Raw genomic sequence first — 20,854 nt, 5'->3', positions numbered from 1 at the left:
GTTGTCGTCAGGCCCGGGTGGCGTCGGACGAAATGCTGCGTTGTACCGGGGCCATCGTGCCGAGCATGCGGGTGATTGCATCGGCCGGCAGCGGTCTCGAGAACAGGAAACCCTGATAGGCATCGCATTGCCACTCGCGCAGTAGTTGCAGTTGTGCGTCGTTCTCGACACCTTCGGCGATCACCCGGATGCGCAGGGTTCTGGCCATGGCGATGATCGTCTGCGCAATCGCCGCGTCATCGGGTTCATCGACGATGTCCTGGATGAATGATCGATCGATCTTGAGTTGGGAGATCGGGAAGCGTTTGAGATAGGCGAGGCTCGAGTAGCCGGTGCCGAAATCGTCGACCGAGATCTTGAGTCCCAGATTCTGGCATGCGCGCAGGATTTCGGTGGTGCGTTCCGGATCGCGCATGACCATGCCTTCGGTGAGTTCGAGTTCCAGCATCTGCGCGGCAAGCCCGGTGCCGGCAAGTGTGTCGGAGATCGTGCTCAGCAGATCGTTCTGGTCGAACTGTCGCGCGGACAGGTTCACCGCTACGGGCACTGCGGCGAGACCCTCCCGATGCCAGGTCTGGTTCTGGCGGCAGGCGGTTTCGAGTACCCACTCGCCTATGGGTACGATCAGCCCGCAATCTTCGGCGATCGGGATGAACTTGTCGGGCGGGATCAATCCCTGCTCTGGATGGCGCCAGCGCAGCAATGCCTCGAAGCCGATCAGTTCGCCCGACGCAGTGTCGAGCTGGGGCTGGTAATGAAGTTCGAACTCCTTGCGTTGCAGCGCTACGCGCAGCTGGGCCTCCAGCCGAAGTCTTTCGGAAACATGGCTGGTCAGATGGTGCTCGAAGAACTGGTAATTGTTGCGGCCCTGCTCCTTCGCGAGGTACATCGCGGCGTCCGCGTTCTTGATCAGTGATTCGGCGTCATTGCCGTCGCGCGGGAAAAGCGCGATGCCGATACTCGGGGTGACCGTGAGGCTGTGTTCGCGGATGTCGAAGGCGCGCTGCAGCGCATCCAGAATACGCGCCGCGACCTCGGCCGCCTGGCTGAGCCCCTGGATGTTGCGCAGCAGGATCACGAACTCGTCGCCGCCCATGCGGGCCACGGTGTCGTGCTCGCGGACGCAGTCGAGAAAGCGCTTCGAAACCTGCTGCAGCAGCATATCGCCCGCGTGATGCCCGAGAGAATCGTTCACGTACTTGAAGCGGTCCAGATCGAGAAACAACACCGCGGCCTGGTGATGTCGATCGCGGGCCGCGTCGAGCGCCTCTTCGATACGTGCATTGAGAAGGCTGCGGTTCGGCAGCTCGGTGAGCGCATCGTAGTGGGCGAGGCGCTGCATGGTCTGTTCGGTTTTCTGACGGTAGGTCATGTCGCCACAAATTCCGAGATAACCCTCGACCGTGCGAGAGCCGGGGTTGCGGAGCGTGGAGATCGACAGGCTGGCGGGAAAAAGGTGGCCGTCGCGATGACGCATCTGGATCGAGCGGGGTTCGCCGGGGGTGCGCTGGGCGGCGCTCACCAGCGCTGCGAACGCCTGCCGTTCGTCACCGTTGCCCCAGCGAGCGACATCGGCAGGGTCATGGAAAACGATCGGCGTCCGTTTTCCGACGAGTTCCTCGGCCGGCCAGCCGAATATCCGCTCGGCTGACGGATTGGCAAGCTGGATGATGCCGTCCGTGTCGGTGGTGACAATGGCGTATTCGGTGCTCTCGAAGATCGCCTTCTGCAGCGTGGCGCTTGCCGTCAGCTTGGCATCCGAGCGCATCCGGCTGTTGATCTCTTCCTGAAGCCAGCGATTGGTGCGGGCAAGTGCCATCGTCTGACGCTCGACCCGGCGTTTGATGCTGCGGCCGCGGTCCTGCAGAAAGAACACGATCAGCGCGGCGAGCGCACTTGCCGCCATGCCGAGAAGCAGCATGCCTTTTAGCGTTGCGCTCGGCGCCAGGCTGTAGTCACCGGCACGTGGTCTCGCGGTCACCACCCATTGCCTGCCGGCAAACGCGATCGTGCGACTGTAATCCAGCGGCGCGGGGTGATCCGATCCGAAGACGGGGCGCCGCGCGCCGTCCGTTTGATCCTCGACGCTTACGTCGAGCGGACTGGGTGCCGTTTCGGCGCCTGGCTCGAGGGCATGTCTGACCATTGCCGCGCCGTAGACGATGAGGCTGGCAACGCCTTCCAGGGGTGTGTTCGCGGTGTCGGCCCGCGGGCGGATGATCGGCGCGAACAGGATGAGTCCTTCCGGCTTGTCGAGCGTGATCTGACCGGCAAGCCGGATGGGTGGCGTGGCAACGATGGATCCGCTGCTGCGGGCCTGGTCGAGCGCGGATGCGCGCGGGCCGCGTCGGTCGGTTTCCGGGCCTTCGGGCAGGACGTCGGAAATCGCGTCGAAACCGATGAGCTCCTGAAAGGGCTTGAGCGGAGCGATGTATCGGTAGGGAAAGTATTCTTCCGCTGCGCGCCGCACGCCAAGTCCGCCCGAGGGCCGGTATTCGGTAATGGGTGTGGCGCCGTGTTCGCGCTCGAAACGAGGCCGATCCGTATCGGCGACCCGCGGTGAAAAGCATGCTGCGGTGACGTAAGGGTGGCGTTCGAGCAAGGCCTGGGTGACATGCGCGAAGCCTGCCTGGGTCAGTTCGGTGCTGGCCTCGATTGCGGCGCGCAGCATGCGCAGGTTACCGGTCAGGGCATCTGCTTCGGCCGTAATTGCAGCGACATGCTCTGCCGCCTGTTGTTCGAAGCGCTGACGGGTGAAGTCGCGCTCTGATTCCAGCGCATTCCGGTAGACGGACCACGTCATTGCCGCAAGCGCCACCAGCACGGCCAGCGCGGGGAAGGCACGTAACGCTCGGTGCATTGCCGTTCTGGCCGGGGACATCATGGCGATCGCGTTCTCTCTGGATAATCACGCAGTCCATTGCGAACCGGCTGCGTTTAGATCTGGCCAGAGAAATTACGGCGCGCCGCCAGGAAACTTGAATGCACGGTACTCCGGGGTTCAGCCTGGCGGCTGCCCGTAGCTGTCGAATCTGGCAAGAACCTCGGTCATCTCGTCCGGGCTCAACAACGCCGGATTGCCCAGACGCATGCTCTCGAGGTAGTGCCGGCAAAGTGCCTCGAACTCGATGCCGAGGGCGAGTGCGTGTGCGCAATCGCGGCCGAACACGATCATTCCGTGATTGGCCAGCAGGCAGGCCGAGCGATCCTCGAGCGCTTCGAGCGCATGGTCGGAGAGCGCCTGGGTTCCGAATGTGGCGTAGTGGGCGCAGCGCACGTTCGAGCCGCCAAAGCGCGCGATCATGTAATGGAAAGCAGGAATTCCCTGTCGGTGGCAGGCGATCGCCGTTGCGAACGGCGAGTGCGCATGCAGGATCGCCCCCGCCTCGGGCCGCGCGCGATAGATGTCGCGATGGATTCGCCATTCGCTCGAAGGTGCGCGCACGCCGCTCGATCTGCCGCCCATGGTCATCGCCACCATGTCGTCCGCACCGCACTGCTCGAAGGGCAGGCCGGTTGGCGTGATCAGAAAGCCCCTCGCGCGGCGTACGCTGAGATTGCCGGCGGTGCCTACGCTGAGTCCCGCTGCGTTCATGCCCCTGGCGGCATCGAGGAGCCGTGATGCAAGGGTGGAGGTCATGCGTGCTCCGGAAAGAGATCGGTCAGCGCGCCGGGTGCGCTGATTCCGCATTCCGTGATGATGCCGGTGATCAGCCGTGCTGGCGTGACATCGAAGGCGGGGTTGCGGCAGGCGACTTCCGGATTCGCGAGATGGACCGTCCGTAGGCAATCGGCTGCGTCCGGGGCGCTCAGCTGTCGTATTTCCTCGCCGCCGCGGTCTTCGATCGGAATCAGGCCGCCGTGCGGGCATCCGAAATCGATGGTCGATGCGGGACTGGCGATATAGAACGGGACCGCGTTGTCGTTTGCGGCGAGTGCCTTCAGATAGGTGCCGATCTTGTTGGCGCTGTCGCCGTTGGCTGCCACGCGGTCGGCGCCGGTGATCACCAGGTCCACGTCCCCGCGGGCCAGCAGGAAGCCCGCGGCATTATCGGCTATCAGGTTGAAAGGCACGCCCGATTCGCCGAGTTCCCAGGCGGTAAGCAGTCCCTGGTTGCGCGGCCGCGTTTCACTCACCCAGACCTCGGTGGGGATGCCGGCCTCGCGAGCCGCGTAAACAGGCGCGAGCGCAGTGCCGTAGCCGCAGGTGGCCAGCCATCCCGCGTTGCAATGAGTCATTACGCGCACGGGTCCCGGGCGTGCCGCGGCAATGGTGCGGATCAGTGCCAGTCCGTGTTCTCCGATGCGTCGGTTGGTGTCCGCATCCTCGGCGATGATCCGGTGCGCCTCCCGGGCCGCGGCCGCTGCACGGTCGCGTTCGGGGAGCGGCCGCAGCAAACGCGCGAGACGCTCCAGTGCCCACCGGAGGTTCACCGCAGTCGGCCGGGTCGCGGCGAGGCGGTCCAGCGCTTGCGCGAGGGCCTCGTCGTCGGCTTGGTTGCGCAGCGCGATCGCCACACCGCATGCAGCGGTGGCGCCGATCAGCGGCGCGCCGCGGACTTGCATGGAGCGGATTGCATGTGCCACCGCATCGAGGCTGTCGAGCGTGCACGTGGCACGCCGATAGGGCAGCGCGGTCTGGTCGAGAATGACCGCATGGTCGTCGCGAAAGCTGAGCGTCGTAAGGGTCTGCACGGCGGGAAAGGGGGTTCGAAAGCCCGCATTCTATCGGCCAGATGCGCATCGCAGTGCAATGGTCGCATCCCGTCGCCGCAGCCCGATAGAATGCGGAGTCTCTTCCCGCACCGAGATCTCCCGCCATGCCGACTTTCCCTGCAGCCATCCGTTCCCGTCTGCCGAACGTGGGTACGACCATTTTCACCGTGATGTCGCAAATGGCGCATGACGCAGGGGCAATCAATCTCTCGCAGGGGTTTCCCGACTTTCAGGCGGAGGACGCGCTTTTCGAACGGGTCGCACACTGGATGCGCGCGGGCGCCAATCAGTACGCGCCGATGGCCGGTGTGCCGTCGCTACGGGAAGCCATCGTCGCCAAGGTCGAGGCGCTTTATGGTGCGCGCTACGATGTGGCCGACGAAGTGACCGTGGTGGCCGGGGCCACCCAGGGATTGTTCACCGCAATCGCCGCGATGGTGTCGCCGGGCGACGAAGTGATCGTCTTCGAGCCTGTCTACGACTCGTATGTGCCGGCGATCGAATTGCAGGGTGGGGTGGTCGTGCGGGCGGTGCTCGGCGCGCCGGACTACAGGCCCGACTGGGCTCAGGTCGCCGCGCTCGTCACACCGCGTACCCGCATGATCATGATCAACACGCCGCACAATCCGACGGCGACCGTGTGGACGTCCGAAGACATGCGGGCGCTGGAGGCCTTGCTTCGCGGCACGGACATCGTCGTGGTGGCCGATGAAGTCTATGAGCACATCGTCTTCGACGGTCGTCGCCATGAAAGCGTGATGCGCTACCCCGGTCTGGCCGAGCGCAGCTTCGTGGTGTCGAGCTTCGGCAAGACGTATCACGTCACGGGCTGGAAAGTCGGCTACGTCCTCGCTCCGCGGGCGCTCATGAGCGAGTTCCGCAAGGTCCACCAGTTCAACGTGTTCACAGTGGCTACGCCTTTGCAATTCGCGCTGGCCGATTACATGGGCGATGCGTCGCGCTACCTTGGGCTGCCCGCGTTCTACCAGGACAAGCGCGACCGGTTTGCGGCGCTCATGCGGGCCAGCCGTTTCGAACTCCTTCCCAGCGCCGGCACGTATTTCCAACTCGCGGCTTATCGGCAGATCTCGGATCAGCCCGATACCGATTTCACCCGCTATCTGATCCGCGAAGCCGGCGTGGCGGCGATCCCGGTTTCAGCCTTCTATGCCGACCGGCGCGATGACCGGGTGATCCGTTTCTGCTTCGCCAAGAATGCCGAAACGCTCGTCGCGGCGGCAGAGCGTCTGGTGCGCCTGTGAGACGGTTGCCCGGGTTGCGGGCATCGGATCGCATGGTCGGCGGATGGCGGCGCAGGTCCGCGGAAGCTTTCTGCTAGACTGCGGCGAGCGTTCCCGCCATGCACATGCCGGACCCCCTTCAGTCGTGAACAAGCTGCTCCTATTCGTCCTTGTAATGCTCGCCGTCTATTGGGGGCGGCGTGCCTTTTCCAAGCCCGCAGCGCGTTCGGGCAAGGACCCTGCGGCCGGACGCGCCGGTCGAGCGGCCGAACCGGAGAAAATGCTTGCCTGCGTACATTGCGGCATTCACGTGCCCGAAAGCGAGGGCGTGCGCGACGACCATGATTTCTACTGCTGTGCAGAGCATCGGCGCCTGCATCACTCGCGGCATTGAGGCCGTCCCTGGTGTTGACCGCGAACCCGGATACCAGCTTTGACGCGGCCCGCTGGGCCGCAATGCGCTACTTCAATCTCTTTCGCCTGGTCATCGCCGCCGTCTTCCTGACGGTGGGGCGGGCCCTGGACCTCGGCCAGCAGGCTCCGACGCTGTTCATCGCGACTGCGGGCGCCTATCTGCTGGCTGTTTTGCTGCTCGGTTTCCCGGACGCGGGCAGGCGCCTGGGCATGAGCCGGCTGCTGACGATCCAGGTGCTGATCGATGTGGCCGCGCTGACCATGTTCATGTGGGCCAGTGGCGGTTATCGCAGCGGCATCCCCCTGCTGATGCTGGTGGTGCTCGCGGGCGCGGGGCTGGTCGCGGAGGGCCGGATGGTCCTTTTCTATGCCGCCCTGGCGACCGTCGCGGTGCTTGCCGAAAGCGGCCTGCGTCTGTTTCGTGACGGTTCCGCAGATTTCTTTTCCGTCGGGCTGCTGTGCATCGGTTTCTTCACCGTCGCGCTGGTGGCGCGGCTCCTGGCGCTGCGCGCTCAGGCCAACGAACGCCTTGCCCTGGAGCGGGGTGAGGACCTGCAGCGGCAGCAGGCACTCAACGAACAGATCATTCGCGACATGCCCGATGGCGTTGTCGTTCTGGCTGCGGATGGAAGGGTGCGCATGTTCAACCCGCGCGCGACAGACCTGCTCGGTGACTGGCTCGCTCCCGGCGAGCTCTTGTCGGCCCACGTTCCCGCCCAGGGGTTCGACTTTGTCGACCCTCGTCAATGCCGTGTCGAACATGGCAGCAAGACGCTGCAATGCAAGTCGATGGGGGTGGTCAATGACGCCGGCGACGTGCTGATATATCTCGAGGACCTGGACCGGGTTCAGTCCCAGGCGCAGCAGATCAAACTGGCTGCGCTCGGGCGTCTGACCGCGAGCATTGCCCACGAGATCCGCAATCCGCTTTCGGCGGTCACGCACGCGGCGGAATTGTTGCGCGACGAAAAGCGCAGCGAGATGCAGGTCAGGTTGATCCGCATCATCAATGACAACTCCCTGCGCATCGAGCAACTCGTCCGGGACGTGCTCGCGCTCGGGAGGCGCGATCAGGCGCTCACCGAGAAACTTCAACTCGATGCGTTCGTACGCGATTTCCTCGATGAGTTCACCGTCCACGATCTCGTGGAGCGCGCGGTGTTCCGGATCGAGCTGCCGGCCGATCTGACGATCGCCTTCGATCGTGCCCACCTCCACCAGATTCTCTGGAACCTGCTCGGCAATGCCCGGCGGTATTGCAGCGGGCTGCCGGGATCGATCCGACTTGTCGGAAGCGCGCTTGCAGACGGGCGCACGGCCCTGTCGATCATCGACGATGGCCCCGGCATTCCGGCCGAAGCGCGCAACCACGCGTTCGAACCTTTCTACACAACGCACTCCAAGGGTACGGGGCTGGGGCTTTACATCGCGCGCGAACTGGCCGACGCCAATCGCGCTTCCATCGATATCCTCGAAAATCAGCCGGGCGCCCAGTTGCGCCTGAGTGGACGCAGCACGCCATGATTCAGCAGGACCGACGCAGCCGATCAAAGACCCCCGAGGTACTCATTGTCGACGATGAGGACGACATCCGCGAACTGCTCGAGCTGACCCTCATCCGCATGGGGCTGATGGCGGACGGGGCCGCAACCGTGGCCGATGCCAAACGCCTGCTTGCGGAGCGCGAATACCGCCTCTGTTTGACCGACATGCGCCTGCCCGACGGAGACGGACTGGAGCTGGTTGCCCATATCAGCAAGCACTGCCGGGATTTGCCGGTGGCTGTCATCACGGCGTTCGGCAGCATGGAGAACGCGGTCACGGCCCTCAAGGCCGGTGCCTTCGACTACCTCGCCAAGCCGGTGTCGCTCGACCAGCTGCGCGCCCTGGTGAAATCGGTATTCCGGGTGCCGGGCGCCTCCTCCAGCGGCGAAGGTTCTCCTTCGAGCTCCCTGCTTGGCGATTCGCCAGCCATGGAACAGGTCCGAAGCATGATCGGCAAGCTCGCCCGCAGCCAGGCCGCAGTGCATATATCGGGTGAGTCGGGCAGCGGCAAGGAGCGTGCCGCGCGGCTCATTCACGAGTCGGGTTCGCGTGCCGACCATTCTTTCATCGCGGTGAACTGCGGCGCGATTCCGGAAAACCTCATGGAGAGTGAGTTTTTCGGTTACCGCAAGGGGGCGTTCACCGGCGCCGAAGCCGATCGTGATGGGTTCTTCCAGGCAGCCAATGGCGGCACCCTGTTTCTCGATGAGGTCGCCGACCTGCCGCTTTCGATGCAGGTCAAGCTCCTGCGGGTCATTCAGGAAAAGCGCGTGCGGCGTATCGGTGACACGGCCGAGACGCCGGTCGATGTGCGCATCGTCTCGGCGACACACAAGAACCTTCGGGCGCAGGTCGATGACGCGCTGTTCCGGCAGGATCTGTTCTACCGGCTCAACGTGATCGAGCTGCGCATGCCTTCGCTTCGCGAGCGGCGTGAGGATATCGAGGGTCTCGCCGTCGCCCTGTTGGCCAAGATCGCCGAGGGGGCGGGCAGCCCGCCGCCCACGCTGTCGCGCGCCGCGCTCGAGGCTCTTTCCCGCTACGGTTTCCCCGGTAACGTGCGGGAACTCGAGAACATCCTCGAACGGGCGCTTGCACTGTCGGGTGGTTCGGTGATTCATGAGGAGGATCTGCTGCTCGATCCGGTCGATGGGGAGGCGGGAACCCGCGGTGCGAGCGGTAGTGGTGAGGACCGGCCCTTGCAGGAGTACCTCGACGGCATCGAGCGTGCGGCGATTTCCGGCGCGCTGCAGAAGACGACCGGCAATCGCACGGCGGCTGCCCGGCTCCTCGGCATCACGTTCCGTTCGTTGCGATATCGCATGGAACGCCTGGGCATGAAAGACGGCTCGTGAGGATCGAGATAGACGCCTCCGGATGGGGACTTGGCGTTGAGCGCATCGAGTCGCCAAACCAGGATGAACGGCCGGCCGGCTGCGAGGTGGAGCTTGCGGTGATCCATGCCATCAGCCTTCCGCCGGATCAATTCGGTGGTCCGGGCGTGATGCAACTCTTCTGCAATACGCTCGATCCCGCAGAGCATCCGTATTATCAGGAGATCGCTCACCTTCGCGTGTCGGCGCATTTTTTCGTGCGACGGGATGGCAGGCTGATCCAGTTCGTGCCGACTACGCACAGGGCGTGGCATGCCGGGCAGTCGACTTGGCGGGGACGCTCTCGCTGCAATGATTTTTCGGTCGGTATCGAGCTCGAGGGGTGTGACACGCAAGGCTTTGAAGAGCGTCAATATCAGGTGCTCTGCGCGTTGCTGGCGGGACTTGCGAGGCGACATCCGATCGTCTCCGTGATGGGGCACTCGGAGATAGCTCCCGGACGAAAGACCGATCCGGGCCCGCTGTTTCGCTGGGCCAACCTCGAGTTGGCGCTCGCCGGATCGGGTTTGGTGCGCGCCTGACGGGCGCCGCACGGCCGGCGAATTGACACCAAATTTATTGCGGCAAAGCTGGTCTGTGCAGTCTGTCTGTCGTATAAGTTTTGGGTTGCAGCCATTTTCACTTCAGGAGATCAGCATGGGTTTGTTCAGTTTCATCAAGGATGCCGGGGAAAAACTGTTTGGTAGCGGTGAGGCTAAAGCCGCCCAGGAGGCAGCCGCCACGAACCCCACGGCCGACAACGTTGCCGCCGCCAACGACAAGGCCGCGGCTGCAATCAAGCATTACATCGCCACCCTGAATCTGGCGCCCGCCGATCTGGTCGTGTCCTTCGATGGCAGCACTGGCGTCGTCACCGTTTCGGGGACCGCGCCGGATCAGGCTGCGAAGGAGCGCATCCTGCTGGCTGCCGGCAATGTGCAGGGCGTCGGGGAAGTGCAGGACAACATGAGTGTCTCTTCGCCGGAAGCCGAAGCCGTTTTCTATACGGTCAAGCGCGGCGATACGCTCTCGGCGATTGCCAAGGCGCAGTACGGCAACGCCAACAAGTACATGGCGATTTTCGAGGCCAACAAACCGATGCTTTCTCACCCGGACAAGATCTATCCGGGCCAGGTTTTGCGCATCCCGCCGCAGGCCTGATCGCGCATCCGCTACCGCCCGTCGCGCGGCGTTCGGATCAGGAAGGGCGCCTCCGCGGAGGCGCCCTTACATTTTGTGTCAATGTTGTGAACCCGCGTGATTGTTCGCGTGCACGCTCGCCCGGAGCGGAAACGATGGTGGGGCGCGGCTTTCCGGCCGATTGACTTTAGCGGGGGCGGTACATAGAATCCGCTCCGTGCTGCATGGCAGCATTCTGCTTTTCAGGTGCGGTGATGCCCGTAATCGCGGGTACACAATCAATATGGACGTTCGCACCACGTGGATCGTCGTCTGGTTGCGGCGGCGGTCTTGACGACTACTGGCGACCATCGTTGCCCGGCCCGCGCTCTGCAGGTTGTGGCGAGCAAGCGAAGTTCCCGTTTCAGGCTTCATGGCGAGACCAGGGGACGCGCTTGTGCTCAAACGGGGCCACAGCGGGGAGGTACCATGAAAATCGCAACTTGCTTGTCGGCAGTACGCAATCGTCTTGCTCCCCGTCTTGGTCGCGTGATCCATGGAGGGCTCCTCACCGTCGGTCTGGTCACCACGGCCTATCATGGCGCGAGCTTCATCCAAAGCGGCTCGTTGGCATTTGGTGGCGCGGCCGTCGGTGCTGCCAGTGCCGCCGAATTGCACGCGCCCGATCTTGGCGATGCGGTGCCAACGCCAGTGGCCTCGCGGACCGTCAAACTGAGCCCGGAGATGGAGCGCGTAAAGCGTTTCGTGTCGCGGCGCTACAAGGTTTCGCGGGTCGCCCTGAGGCCGATTCTCGCCACAGCGGAGTCGACCGGACGCAAGCTTGGCCTCGATCCGCTGCTGCTGGTTGCCGTGATTGCCGTCGAGTCCAGCTTCAATCCGTTTGCCGAGAGTGGGGTTGGTGCGCAGGGTCTGATGCAGGTCATCCCCCGCTTCCACATGGACAAGATCGGCGACGATGCGGGCGAGGACGCGCTGTTCGATCCGCTCACCAACATTCGGGTCGGGGCGATGGTGCTCAAGGAAGGCCTTCAGCGAACCGGCTCTCTGCAGGCTGCGCTGCAGTATTACGGTGGCGCGAGCAATGACGCGCAGGCGCGCTACGCGAACAAGGTCCTCTCGATGCAGTCGCGCCTTGCGGTTGCCGCACGGGGTTCTGCCGACGCTTGAGTCGCGGGGCTGCGTAGTGAGAAGAACGGGCCGGCATCGCCGACCCGGGTTCGCTCAGCCACGGCGCAGTGTGCTTGCTATCCGCTCTACGGCCTCTTCGAGGCGTTCGTGTGATGTGGTGTAGGCGATGCGCAGATGTTCGTTGGCCCTGTGGTGGCCGAAATCGGTACCCGGTGTCGTCGCGACGAAAGCCTCTTCGAGCAGCCGTGCCGCCAGTCCCTCCGCGTCATTGCTGATGCCGGTTACGTCCGCATAGATATAGAACGCGCCCTGCGGTTCGGCCGCGATGCCGAAGCCGAGATCCCGCAGTGCCGGCAACAGCAGATCACGCCGTTCCCTGAAAATATCGCGCCGTTCTTCCAGCAGGGCCTGGGTTGCTGGTTCGAAGGCGGCGAGTGCGGCATGCTGTGCCGGTGTCGACGGCGAGATGAAGAAATGCTGGGCCAGTTTTTCGACCTCTCCGACATGCGATCGTGGCGCGACCAGCCAGCCGAGCCGCCAGCCCGTCATGCCGAAGAACTTCGAAAAGCTATTCACCACGAATACGTCGTCGTGGTGGGCAAGTGCGGTGTGGTCATCCGTCCCGTAGGTCAGCCCCTGATAGATCTCGTCGACAAGCAGGATGCCGCCGCGCTTCCTCACTGCCGCGTTGAGGCAGTCGATTTCCTCCGCCTCCAGCACGGTCCCGGTGGGGTTCGAGGGGGTTGCAACCATAAGGCCCCGTGTATTGGGTGACCATGCTGCCTCGACCTGGGCAAGCGTGGGCTGGAACGCGGTCGAAGCGTCGACCGGCAGCGATCTTGCCGTGCCTTCGAAGGCACGCACGAAATGCCGGTTCGATGGGTAGCTCGGGTCGGGCACGAGCCATTCGTCCCCTGGGTTCGTGGTGACCCCGAGTGCGAGCATGAGCGCTCCCGAGGCCCCATTTGTGACGATGATGCGTTCCGGTTCGACGTCGATGCCGAATCGATCATCGTAGAAGCGCGCGATCGCGTCGCGCAGCTGCGGTATGCCGGCCGCGCCGCTGTAGTGGACGTTGCCGGTGGCGATGAAGCGTGCGGCCGCTTCGCAGATCGGCGGCGGGGTCGGGAAATCCGGTTCGCCGACTTCCATGTGGATCACGTCGCGCCCCTGTGTCTGGAGTTCATGGGCGCGTACCAGAATGCGCATTGCACGAAAGGGCTGGATGTCGCGCATGCGTCGGGCAAGCGGGAGGTCGCGTTGCATGAAAGCTCTCCTGAGTGGCCTCTTCCCGAGACCACAGGTTCATGGGTCGGATCGGCCGGCATGGCCCCCGGCGTGTCGATGGCGGCAAACAAGCAAAAAAGGCCGGCGAACGCCGACCTTTCCTGTCCCGGGGCGGCGCAATGCCGCCCTCAATCAGACCGTAAGGGCCAGTTCGAAAAGCTCGCGCTTGAGCACCATCTGACGGGGCAGACGATCCTGCAGCTTGTCGAACCATTCCTTGTGCAACTCGAGCTCCTTCTTCCACGCGTCGGCGTCGATCGTGGTGAGGGCCTCGAACTGTTCCTTGGTGACCTCCGCATCGCTCCAGTCCATGTCCTCGAAACGCGGCATCCAGCCCAGCGAGGTTTCCTTGGCCGCAATGTTGCCCTTGCAGCGATCCACGATCCACTTGAGCACGCGCATGTTCTCGCCAAAGCCCGGCCACATGAACTCGCCCTTCTCGTTCATGCGGAACCAGTTGACGCAGAAGATCTTGGGGGTGTTTTCGACCACGTGACCCATCCTCAGCCAGTGGTTGAAGTAGTCACCCATGTGGTAGCCGCAGAAGGGCAGCATCGCGAACGGATCGCGACGGACCACGCCCTGGGCGCCGAAGGCGGCGGCGGTGGTTTCGGAGCCGAGGGTGGCGGCCATGTAGACGCCGAAATTCCAGTTGAACGCCTGATAGACCAGCGGCACGGTGGTGGCGCGACGGCCACCGAAGATGAAGGCCGAGATGGGCACGCCGGCTGGATCTTCCCAGTTCGGGTCGATCGATGGGCACTGACCTGCCGGGGCGGTGAAGCGGGAGTTCGGATGGGCAGCCTTGCGACCGGTTTCCTTCGCGATCTCCGGCGTCCAGTCCTTGCCCTGCCAGTCGATCAGGTGGGCCGGGGCTTCCTTGCTCATGCCTTCCCACCACACGTCGCCGTCGTCGGTCAGCGCGACGTTGGTGAAGATGATGTTTTCCTTCAGCGTCGCCATGGCGTTGAAGTTCGTCTTCTCGGACGTGCCCGGAGCCACGCCGAAGAAGCCGGCTTCGGGGTTGATGGCGTAGAACTTGCCGTCCTTGCCAGGCTTGATCCAGGCGATGTCGTCGCCAACGGTGGTGATCTTCCAGCCGTTGAAGGACTTCGGCGGGATCAGCATGGCGAAGTTGGTCTTGCCGCAAGCCGACGGGAAGGCCGCTGCGACGTAAGTTTTCTCGCCTTCAGGGGATTCGACGCCGAGAATCAGCATGTGCTCGGCCAGCCAGCCCTCGTCGCGGGCCATGGTGGATGCGATGCGTAGCGCGAAGCACTTCTTGCCGAGCAGGGCATTGCCGCCGTAGCCCGAACCGTACGACCAGATTTCGCGGGTCTCGGGGAAATGAACGATGTACTTGGTGGTGGGGTTGCAGGGCCAGCGGCTGTCCTTCTCGCCGTGAGCCAGCGGAGCGCCTACCGAATGAACGCAGGGAACGAATTCGCCGTCGGTGCCGAGTACGTCGAACACCGCCTTGCCCATGCGCGTCATCGTGCGCATGTTGGTGACGACGTAGGGGCTGTCCGAGATCTCGATGCCGATGTGAGCGATCGGTGAGCCCAGCGGGCCCATGGAGAACGGAACCACGTACATCGTTCGTCCGTGCATCGCGCCCTTGAACAGTTCGTTCAAGGTGCCGCGCATCTTGGCGGGCTCTTCCCAATTGTTGGTCGGGCCTGCGTCGCCCTTGTCCTGCGAGCAGATGAAGGTGCGGTCTTCCACGCGGGCAACGTCAGAGGGGTCGGAGAAGGCGAGATAGGAGTTCTTGCGCTTTTCCGGATTGAGCTTGATCAGCGTGCCCGACTCGACCATCTCGGCACACAGCCGATCGTATTCCTCCTGGGATCCATCACACCACACCACGCGGTCCGGTTCAGTGAGGGCCGCGATTTCGGCGACCCATTTCTTCAGGCCCTCATGACGGACGTATTCGGGCGCATTGACTGCGGCGGTGGGATGGTTCATGTCAGAGACTCTCCTGGAAAGGCACAAGCAAATAACCGAGTTCAGCGGGTTACCCATTGGGTGCGGGCCCGCGGCATTCCACGCCACGATGATCGATCTTTGCTGGGCCTCCCAGCCTGGGCGCGGTCGCGACATCTGCGGAAACTACGAACAGACTTCCGAAACATCGAAAGCCTAATATTATGCCACGGCCAATGCATCCATAAAAATCACGATGCGTCAAAAGCCTCCATCAAGGCAAGATTTTGCGCTGCGGGACTAGAATGTTGCGGCCACAGAAAAAAAGAACCAAAAATACGGCTAAACCCTAAGTGACGGTTCGTGCCCCTCCACGGCCAATCACTGGCAACTGATGAGACACCACACATGGATGAACGTATTCGTGCCGCTGCACTCGATTACCACCGCCTCCCGCGGCCGGGCAAGATTGCAATTGCGCCGACCAAGGCGTTGACCAACCAGCAGGATCTGTCCCTTGCGTACTCGCCAGGCGTCGCGGCGGCATGTGATGCGATTGTCGAGGATCCGGCCGAGGCGGCAATGCTGACGTCCCGTTCGAATCTGATCGGCGTCGTCACCAATGGCACCGCAGTGCTGGGCCTTGGCAATATCGGACCGCTTGCCGCCAAGCCGGTCATGGAGGGCAAGGGCGTCCTGTTCAAGAAGTTTGCCGGCATCGACGTCTTCGATCTCGAGGTCGACGAGCCGGATGCCGACAAGTTGATCGACATGATCGCGGCGCTCGAGCCGACGTTTGGCGGCATCAACCTCGAGGACATCAAGGCGCCCGAGTGCTTCTATATCGAGAAGAAGTTGCGCGAGCGGATGAAGATCCCGGTCTTCCACGACGACCAGCATGGGACGGCGATCGTGGTGGGTGCGGCGATCCTCAATGGCCTGCAGATGCAGGGAAAGGCGCTCGACGAGGTCAAGCTGGTCACCTCTGGTGCCGGTGCCGCTGCACTTGCCTGTCTCGAGTTGCTCGTGATGCTCGGCATCCCTGTCGAGAACATCTGGGTGACCGATATCGAGGGCGCCGTCTTCGAAGGTCGTACTTCGCTGATGGATCCGATCAAGGCGCGCTACGCCAAGAAGACCGATGCGCGGACACTGGCGGAGATCATCGAAGGCGCCGATGTCTTCCTCGGACTTTCGGCCGGCGGTGTCCTGAAGCCGGAGATGGTGGCGAAAATGGCCGCCAATCCGCTGATTCTTGCGCTCGCCAATCCGACCCCCGAGATCCTCCCGGAGCAGGTTCATGCGGTGCGCAGTGATGCGATCATGGCGACCGGCCGCTCGGATTACCCTAATCAGGTCAATAACGTACTTTGCTTTCCGTTCATTTTCCGTGGCGCGCTGGACGTGGGCGCGACAACCATTACCGACGAGATGAAGCTTGCGGCGGTACGAGCGATTGCGGAGTTGGCGCGTGCCGAGCAAAGCGACATCGTGGCTGCCGCCTATGGCGAGAAAGTATCCGGATTCGGTCCCGAATACATCATTCCGCGCCCCTTTGATCCGCGTCTGATCGTCAAGATCGCGCCGGCGGTGGCAAGGGCCGGCATGGACTCGGGGGTGGCGACGCGTCCGATCGAGGACTGGGATGCCTACGTTGCCCAGCTGAACAACTTCGTCTGGCATTCCGGCCTGATCATGAAGCCGGTTTTCGCGGCGGCGAAGATGAACCCGAAGCGGATCATCTATTCCGAGGGCGAATCGGAGCGCGTGCTGCGTGCGGTGCAGACCGTCGTGGACGAAGGTGTTGCGCGGCCGATCCTCATCGGGCGACCGGAGGTCATCCAGAACAATATCGAACGCTTCGGACTGCGCATGCGTGCAGTGGTGGATTTCGATCTGGTCAATCCGGATTCCGATCCGCGCTTCAAGGAGCTGTGGACGCACTATCACGCCTTGCTCGAGCGCAAGGGTGTGTCGGTCGAATACGCGAAGAAAGAGGTTCGTCGTCGCGCGACCCTGATCGGTGCGCTGTTGCTCAAGTTTGGCTACGGGGACGGGCTGATCTGTGGTACCTACGGCATGTTGCGACTGCACCTCGAATTCATCGAGACCGTGCTGGGTCGTCGTGCCGGGGTCAAGAACTGCTACACCCTGAACGTCCTCAATCTTCCCAACCGGACCGTGTTCCTCGCCGATACCTACGTTACCTATGATCCCTCGCCCGAGCAGGTGGTCGAGATGACCGTGCTGGCGGCCGAGGAAATGCGGCGCTTCGGCGTGGAACCCAAGGTCGCCCTGTTGTCGCATTCGAGCTTCGGCGCGGACGACTCTCCGACTTCGGAGAAGATGCGCGAAGCCCTTGCGATTCTTCATCGCGATCACCCGGATCTGGACGTCGAGGGCGAAATGCACGGTGATGCCGCGCTGGACGCCGAACTGCGTCTGCAGATCTTCCCCAACGCGAAGATGCGCGAAGACGCGAATCTGTTGATCTTCCCGACCCTCGACGCGGCGAACATTGCCTACAATCTGCTCAAGACTGCGGCAGGCGAGGGCATGACGGTGGGGCCGATCCTGCTTGGCGCGAGCAAGCCCGTGCACATTCTTACGCCAACGGCTACCGTGCGGCGAATCGTGAACATGACCGCACTGACGGTTGTCGAGGCGGCTCAGGAAGCATCCTGATCGCTCACGGGGTGGGTCCGCGGGGAGAGTCGAGCGCCGCGGACCCTAAAGATTGTCGTGACCCGTGCCGCTATCCCCGCCAACGGAGGACGGAATGAGCGGAACGGGCAAGGCCGCATTAGTACTGACAGGTGGTGGTGCGCGTGCCGCTTACCAGGTCGGCGTGCTGGTCGCGATTCGCGAAATCCGCGGACGGGCGCCCAGCAACCCCTTTCCGATCCTTTGCGGTACCTCTGCGGGTGCGGTGAACGCTTGTGCACTTGCCGTCGCCGCGCACGATTTCAACGCCGGGGTGAGGCGTCTCGCACACGTGTGGCGCAATTTCAGCGTCGATCAGGTCTACCGGTCCGACGCACGTGCGATCGTCGGTGCGGGCGCGCGCTGGGGTTCGGCCTTGTTGCTTGGCTGGCTCCTGCGGCAGACGCCGGTTTCCCTGCTGGACAACTCGCCCTTGCGCAGCCTGCTCGAACGGATGCTCGATTTTTCGGCCATCGGGCGGGCGATACAGGATGGTTACCTGCATGCGGTCAGTGTGACCGCATCGGGCTATGCGACAGGCGAGAGCCTGAGTTTCTTCGAGGCTGATGCATCGGTGGCGGGTTGGCGACGCACGCAGCGGGTGGGATTGCGGACACGCTTGAGCGTCGATCATCTGCTGGCTTCAAGTGCCATTCCGTTCGTTTTTCCCGCGATCAAGCTGCACCGCGAATTCTTTGGCGATGGCTCGATGAGGCAGCTCGCGCCGGTGAGCCCGGCAGTCCATCTTGGTGCCGACCGTATTCTCGTCGTCGGCGCCGGCCGAGGTGGGCCAGCACCAAGACAGCGGAGCAACCACTATCCCTCGCCGGCTCAGATTGCCGGTCACGCGATGTCCAGCATCTTTCTCGATAGCCTGGCCGTCGATCTCGAGCGTCTTCAACGTATCAATACGACCGTTTCGGTGCTTACCGACGAACAGCGTGCGGCCAACGGGATCAGCCTTCGACCGATCGAAACACTCGTGATCGCGCCGTCCCAGTCTCTGGAGCTGATTGCCTCGCGATATCGGGCGAGCTTGCCTCCGGTCATGCGTGCGGTCCTGCGGGGGGTCGGGGCAACCCGCCGGAATGGTTCGACGCTGCTGAGCTATCTGCTGTTCGAGCGTGGCTTCACCGGCGCCCTCATGAGGCTTGGCTATGGTGATGCGATGGCGCGCCGTGCCGAGGTCGCGGCATTCCTCCGATGTGAATCCAGGTCGCCGCTGCGCGATTGCGTGGAGCAAGCTTTGACATGAAATGAATTGCTGGAAATGAAGCTGGAAATTACTTCAAATTGTTCTTCTAAGTTTATATTTTTACGCCACAATATATACGTCTGAGTTGCGCGCAAGTTGTTCCGGGCGATTCAGCATGAGGCTCTGCCATGTCGCTGCAAAATAGGTTCGACACAAAATGAAGTTGCGCACACTCGTTGCAATGGGAATCGCTGCCGGTTTGATCTTTGCCGGCCCGGTTTCGAGCGTCTCCGCAGCCAACAAGACGCATGCTGCAAAGTCTTCGGCGAACAAGACCAAATCGGTGCGCAGCAAGACCGCAAAGACCGCGTCCGCCAAAGCGACCAAACGGGTGTCGGTCAAGAAGGCCAAACGCATGGAGCGGGCGAAGGCCGTCGCGGCGGCCTCCGCAGCGGCCGATGAAGGGCTTCCCGCCCTCGACCACGACGGCAATCCGATGCTCGCCTCCGCTTCGGTGCTGGTCGTGGACCAGTCTTCTGGCGAGGTGCTGCTTGAAAAGAACGCGCGATCGGTAGTGCCGATCGCATCGATAACCAAACTGATGACCGCTATGGTGGTGCTGGATTCGCATCCCAACCTGTCGGAATTCGTGGTGGTTGACGAGAACGATATCGATACCCTGAAGGGTAGCCGTTCGCGCTTGCCGGTTGGTTCGGTGCTGTCGCGCGAAGACATGCTGCGCGTTGCATTGATGGCCTCCGAGAACCGTGCCGCGTCCTCTCTGGCGCGGCACTTTCCCGGCGGGCTGCCGGCCTTTGTGGCGGCAATGAACCGCAAGGCCCAGTCGCTGGGCCTGACCGATACCTACTTCTATGACAGTACCGGGCTCAATTCGGGCAACGTCTCGAGTGCCCGTGATCTCACCAAGCTTGTTTCCGCCGCGTCCCGCTACCCGTTGATTCGCGAGTTTTCAACGAGTTCGGAGTATTACGTGGAGGTCCGTGGGCAAATGCGGCGCTTTGGCAACACCAATGCGCTGGTCAAGAGTCCGGAATGGCAGATCGGGGTGTCGAAGACGGGTTTTATCAACGAATCCGGCCGTTGCCTGGTGATGCAGGCGTGGTTGAAGAACAAGCCGATGATCATCGTTCTGCTCGATTCGTTCGGAAAATACACGCGCACTGCGGATGCCCAGCGGATCAAGCGCTGGGTGGAGCATGTCGGCGCGACGCCGGGCCTGGCAGTGCGGGCGCGAGCCGTATCCGGTTGATCGTGTGGTCGGGCGCAGCGTAAAAAAAGGCGGCCACGGCCGCCTTTTTCACGCGGATGATCACTCGCTCCAGGAGGATGGGGGCTCGACATGGCCGAGTGCGCGAGATATCTCGCGCGCCGTGTCGCGAACCAGTGGTGCCCAATCCGGATTGAAGCGCTCCGAAGGTGTCGACAGCGAGAGTCCGGCCACGAGCTCGCCGGCGTCATCGCGGATTTCTGCCGCGATGCAGCGGACGCCGTTTTCCACCTCGTCGAGGTCGTAGGCCACGCCATGTCGACGAACCTTGTCGAGCTCCTTCTCGAGCGCCTCGATGGTCGTGATCGACGTCGGGGTGCTACCCGGCAGGCCGGTGCGGCGGGCGTATTCGCGAACCAGCTGTTGGCCGTCCTCGGCGAGGAAGAGCTTGCCGCTGGCGGTGGTGTGCAGCGGGGCACGCGCGCCGACGATATGGACCACCCGGATCGCCGAGCGTCCGCTCGAGGTACGTTCCACGTAGACAATCTCGTCCTTGTCCCGGATGCCAAGGTTGACGCTCTCCCCGGTTTTCTGGTGGAGCTGGAGCATCGAGTGGATCGCCGTTTCACGCAGTGAAATGCGGGACTTGACCAGGCTGCCAAGCTCGAGCAGACGTATTCCGAGACGATAGACACCATTCTCGGATCGTTCGACGAGGCCGCTGGCGCCCATGGCTGCGAGGATGCGGTGTGCGGTCGATGGATGCAGGCCGGTCTCGTGTGCGAGCTGCTTGAGGGGCACCGGGTCTGCGTGCTGGGCGAGGACGTCGAGCAGCTTCATCATGCGCTCGATCACCTGAATGGAGTTTTTTGGTTCTGGCGTGGTCATTGCGGATATCCCTGAGTGCCGAATCCTACACGACCGACTATCATTTCACCTAGTGAAATACTGCGCCACT

16 protein-coding genes are annotated in these 20,854 nt (G+C 62.9%); 10 read left to right on the top strand and 6 right to left on the bottom strand.

The window, feature by feature from the left end; translation table 11 throughout:
* Positions 1–7: 7 nt before the first annotated feature.
* From GQB03_RS02090 to mtnA, 3 genes are all read right to left on the bottom strand, one after another.
* Complete coding sequence (locus GQB03_RS02090; RefSeq protein WP_159683532.1) at positions 8–2,860, bottom strand: bifunctional diguanylate cyclase/phosphodiesterase; 2,853 nt, start codon at positions 2,858–2,860, stop codon at positions 8–10.
* A gap of 141 nt (positions 2,861–3,001) precedes the next feature.
* The gene (locus tag GQB03_RS02085; RefSeq protein ID WP_159683529.1) at positions 3,002–3,640 is read right to left on the bottom strand and encodes a class II aldolase/adducin family protein; all 639 of its coding nucleotides are present in this window, start codon (positions 3,638–3,640) and stop codon (positions 3,002–3,004) included.
* Complete coding sequence (mtnA, locus tag GQB03_RS02080; RefSeq protein WP_159683526.1) at positions 3,637–4,695, bottom strand: S-methyl-5-thioribose-1-phosphate isomerase; 1,059 nt, start codon at positions 4,693–4,695, stop codon at positions 3,637–3,639. Before mtnA ends, GQB03_RS02085 begins: the two co-directional genes overlap by 4 nt.
* A gap of 125 nt (positions 4,696–4,820) precedes the next feature.
* Here mtnA and GQB03_RS02075 point away from each other — a divergent pair, with 125 nt between their 5' ends.
* From GQB03_RS02075 to GQB03_RS02045, 7 genes are all read left to right on the top strand, one after another.
* A complete protein-coding gene (locus GQB03_RS02075) occupies positions 4,821–5,978 on the top strand; it encodes a pyridoxal phosphate-dependent aminotransferase (protein WP_159683523.1) in 1,158 nt (385 codons plus the stop codon).
* A 124-nt stretch (positions 5,979–6,102) separates the two neighbouring features.
* Entirely contained in the window at positions 6,103–6,351 is a 249-nt protein-coding gene (locus tag GQB03_RS02070) for a PP0621 family protein (RefSeq protein ID WP_159683520.1), read from the top strand.
* A gap of 11 nt (positions 6,352–6,362) precedes the next feature.
* On the top strand, positions 6,363–7,895 hold the full coding sequence (locus GQB03_RS02065) for a sensor histidine kinase (RefSeq protein ID WP_407644526.1): 1,533 nt from the start codon (positions 6,363–6,365) through the stop codon (positions 7,893–7,895).
* Positions 7,892–9,271 carry a sigma-54-dependent transcriptional regulator gene (locus GQB03_RS02060; RefSeq protein ID WP_159683517.1) on the top strand — a complete coding sequence of 460 codons (1,380 nt, stop codon included), beginning with the start codon at positions 7,892–7,894 and terminating at the stop codon, positions 9,269–9,271. Before GQB03_RS02065 ends, GQB03_RS02060 begins: the two co-directional genes overlap by 4 nt.
* Positions 9,268–9,831: a 1,6-anhydro-N-acetylmuramyl-L-alanine amidase AmpD gene (gene ampD, locus GQB03_RS02055; RefSeq protein ID WP_235026900.1), complete on the top strand. Its 564-nt coding sequence runs from the start codon at positions 9,268–9,270 to the stop codon at positions 9,829–9,831. The genes GQB03_RS02060 and ampD overlap by 4 nt, the downstream gene beginning before the upstream one ends.
* Positions 9,832–9,946: 115 nt before the next feature.
* Positions 9,947–10,450 (top strand): peptidoglycan-binding protein LysM, encoded by a 504-nt coding sequence (gene lysM / locus GQB03_RS02050; RefSeq protein ID WP_159683514.1) that lies wholly within the window; start codon positions 9,947–9,949, stop codon positions 10,448–10,450.
* Between the two features lie 447 nt (positions 10,451–10,897).
* Positions 10,898–11,596, top strand: a complete 699-nt coding sequence (locus GQB03_RS02045; protein WP_159683511.1) for a transglycosylase SLT domain-containing protein — start codon at positions 10,898–10,900, stop codon at positions 11,594–11,596.
* 54 nt (positions 11,597–11,650) lie between these two features.
* Here the strand turns inward: GQB03_RS02045 and GQB03_RS02040 are convergent, their stop codons facing one another.
* Both GQB03_RS02040 and GQB03_RS02035 read right to left on the bottom strand, forming a co-directional pair.
* Entirely contained in the window at positions 11,651–12,823 is a 1,173-nt protein-coding gene (locus tag GQB03_RS02040; RefSeq protein WP_159683508.1) for a pyridoxal phosphate-dependent aminotransferase, read from the bottom strand.
* Positions 12,824–12,976: 153 nt separating this feature from the next.
* Complete coding sequence (locus GQB03_RS02035) at positions 12,977–14,812, bottom strand: phosphoenolpyruvate carboxykinase (GTP) (RefSeq protein ID WP_159683506.1); 1,836 nt, start codon at positions 14,810–14,812, stop codon at positions 12,977–12,979.
* A gap of 366 nt (positions 14,813–15,178) precedes the next feature.
* Here GQB03_RS02035 and GQB03_RS02030 point away from each other — a divergent pair, with 366 nt between their 5' ends.
* The 3 genes from GQB03_RS02030 to pbpG all read left to right on the top strand — a co-directional run bounded on the left by GQB03_RS02030 (position 15,179) and on the right by pbpG (position 19,938).
* Entirely contained in the window at positions 15,179–17,455 is a 2,277-nt protein-coding gene (locus GQB03_RS02030; RefSeq protein WP_159683503.1) for an NADP-dependent malic enzyme, read from the top strand.
* 94 nt (positions 17,456–17,549) lie between these two features.
* Positions 17,550–18,728: a patatin-like phospholipase family protein gene (locus GQB03_RS02025; RefSeq protein WP_159683500.1), complete on the top strand. Its 1,179-nt coding sequence runs from the start codon at positions 17,550–17,552 to the stop codon at positions 18,726–18,728.
* Between the two features lie 157 nt (positions 18,729–18,885).
* The gene (gene pbpG / locus GQB03_RS02020; protein ID WP_159683498.1) at positions 18,886–19,938 is read left to right on the top strand and encodes a D-alanyl-D-alanine endopeptidase; all 1,053 of its coding nucleotides are present in this window, start codon (positions 18,886–18,888) and stop codon (positions 19,936–19,938) included.
* A 60-nt stretch (positions 19,939–19,998) separates the two neighbouring features.
* On the opposite strand, the gene GQB03_RS02015 is transcribed toward pbpG, so the two are convergent.
* A complete protein-coding gene (locus tag GQB03_RS02015) occupies positions 19,999–20,784 on the bottom strand; it encodes an IclR family transcriptional regulator (RefSeq protein ID WP_159683495.1) in 786 nt (261 codons plus the stop codon).
* Positions 20,785–20,854 lie beyond the last annotated feature (70 nt).

This window comes from Cognatazoarcus halotolerans, assembly GCF_009800965.1.
GTDB classification, from domain to species: Bacteria; Pseudomonadota; Gammaproteobacteria; order Burkholderiales; family Rhodocyclaceae; genus Cognatazoarcus; species Cognatazoarcus halotolerans.
Note: the sequence above shows the minus strand (reverse complement) of the source record. Positions and strands in the feature narration are given on the sequence as shown.

Excerpts from the sequence above, each read along its gene's own strand:
- GQB03_RS02015 (WP_159683495.1), bottom strand. The coding sequence starts at position 20,784 with ATGACCACGCCAGAACCAAAAAACTCCATTCAGGTGATCGAGCGCATG.
- GQB03_RS02045 (WP_159683511.1), top strand. The coding sequence starts at position 10,898 with ATGAAAATCGCAACTTGCTTGTCGGCAGTACGCAATCGTCTTGCTCCC.
- GQB03_RS02030 (WP_159683503.1), top strand. The coding sequence starts at position 15,179 with ATGGATGAACGTATTCGTGCCGCTGCACTCGATTACCACCGCCTCCCG.
- GQB03_RS02085 (WP_159683529.1), bottom strand. The coding sequence starts at position 3,640 with ATGACCTCCACCCTTGCATCACGGCTCCTCGATGCCGCCAGGGGCATG.
- GQB03_RS02035 (WP_159683506.1), bottom strand. The coding sequence starts at position 14,812 with ATGAACCATCCCACCGCCGCAGTCAATGCGCCCGAATACGTCCGTCAT.
- GQB03_RS02025 (WP_159683500.1), top strand. The coding sequence starts at position 17,550 with ATGAGCGGAACGGGCAAGGCCGCATTAGTACTGACAGGTGGTGGTGCG.
- GQB03_RS02075 (WP_159683523.1), top strand. The coding sequence starts at position 4,821 with ATGCCGACTTTCCCTGCAGCCATCCGTTCCCGTCTGCCGAACGTGGGT.
- lysM (WP_159683514.1), top strand. The coding sequence starts at position 9,947 with ATGGGTTTGTTCAGTTTCATCAAGGATGCCGGGGAAAAACTGTTTGGT.
- GQB03_RS02060 (WP_159683517.1), top strand. The coding sequence starts at position 7,892 with ATGATTCAGCAGGACCGACGCAGCCGATCAAAGACCCCCGAGGTACTC.
- pbpG (WP_159683498.1), top strand. The coding sequence starts at position 18,886 with ATGAAGTTGCGCACACTCGTTGCAATGGGAATCGCTGCCGGTTTGATC.
- GQB03_RS02040 (WP_159683508.1), bottom strand. The coding sequence starts at position 12,823 with ATGCAACGCGACCTCCCGCTTGCCCGACGCATGCGCGACATCCAGCCC.
- GQB03_RS02090 (WP_159683532.1), bottom strand. The coding sequence starts at position 2,860 with ATGCACCGAGCGTTACGTGCCTTCCCCGCGCTGGCCGTGCTGGTGGCG.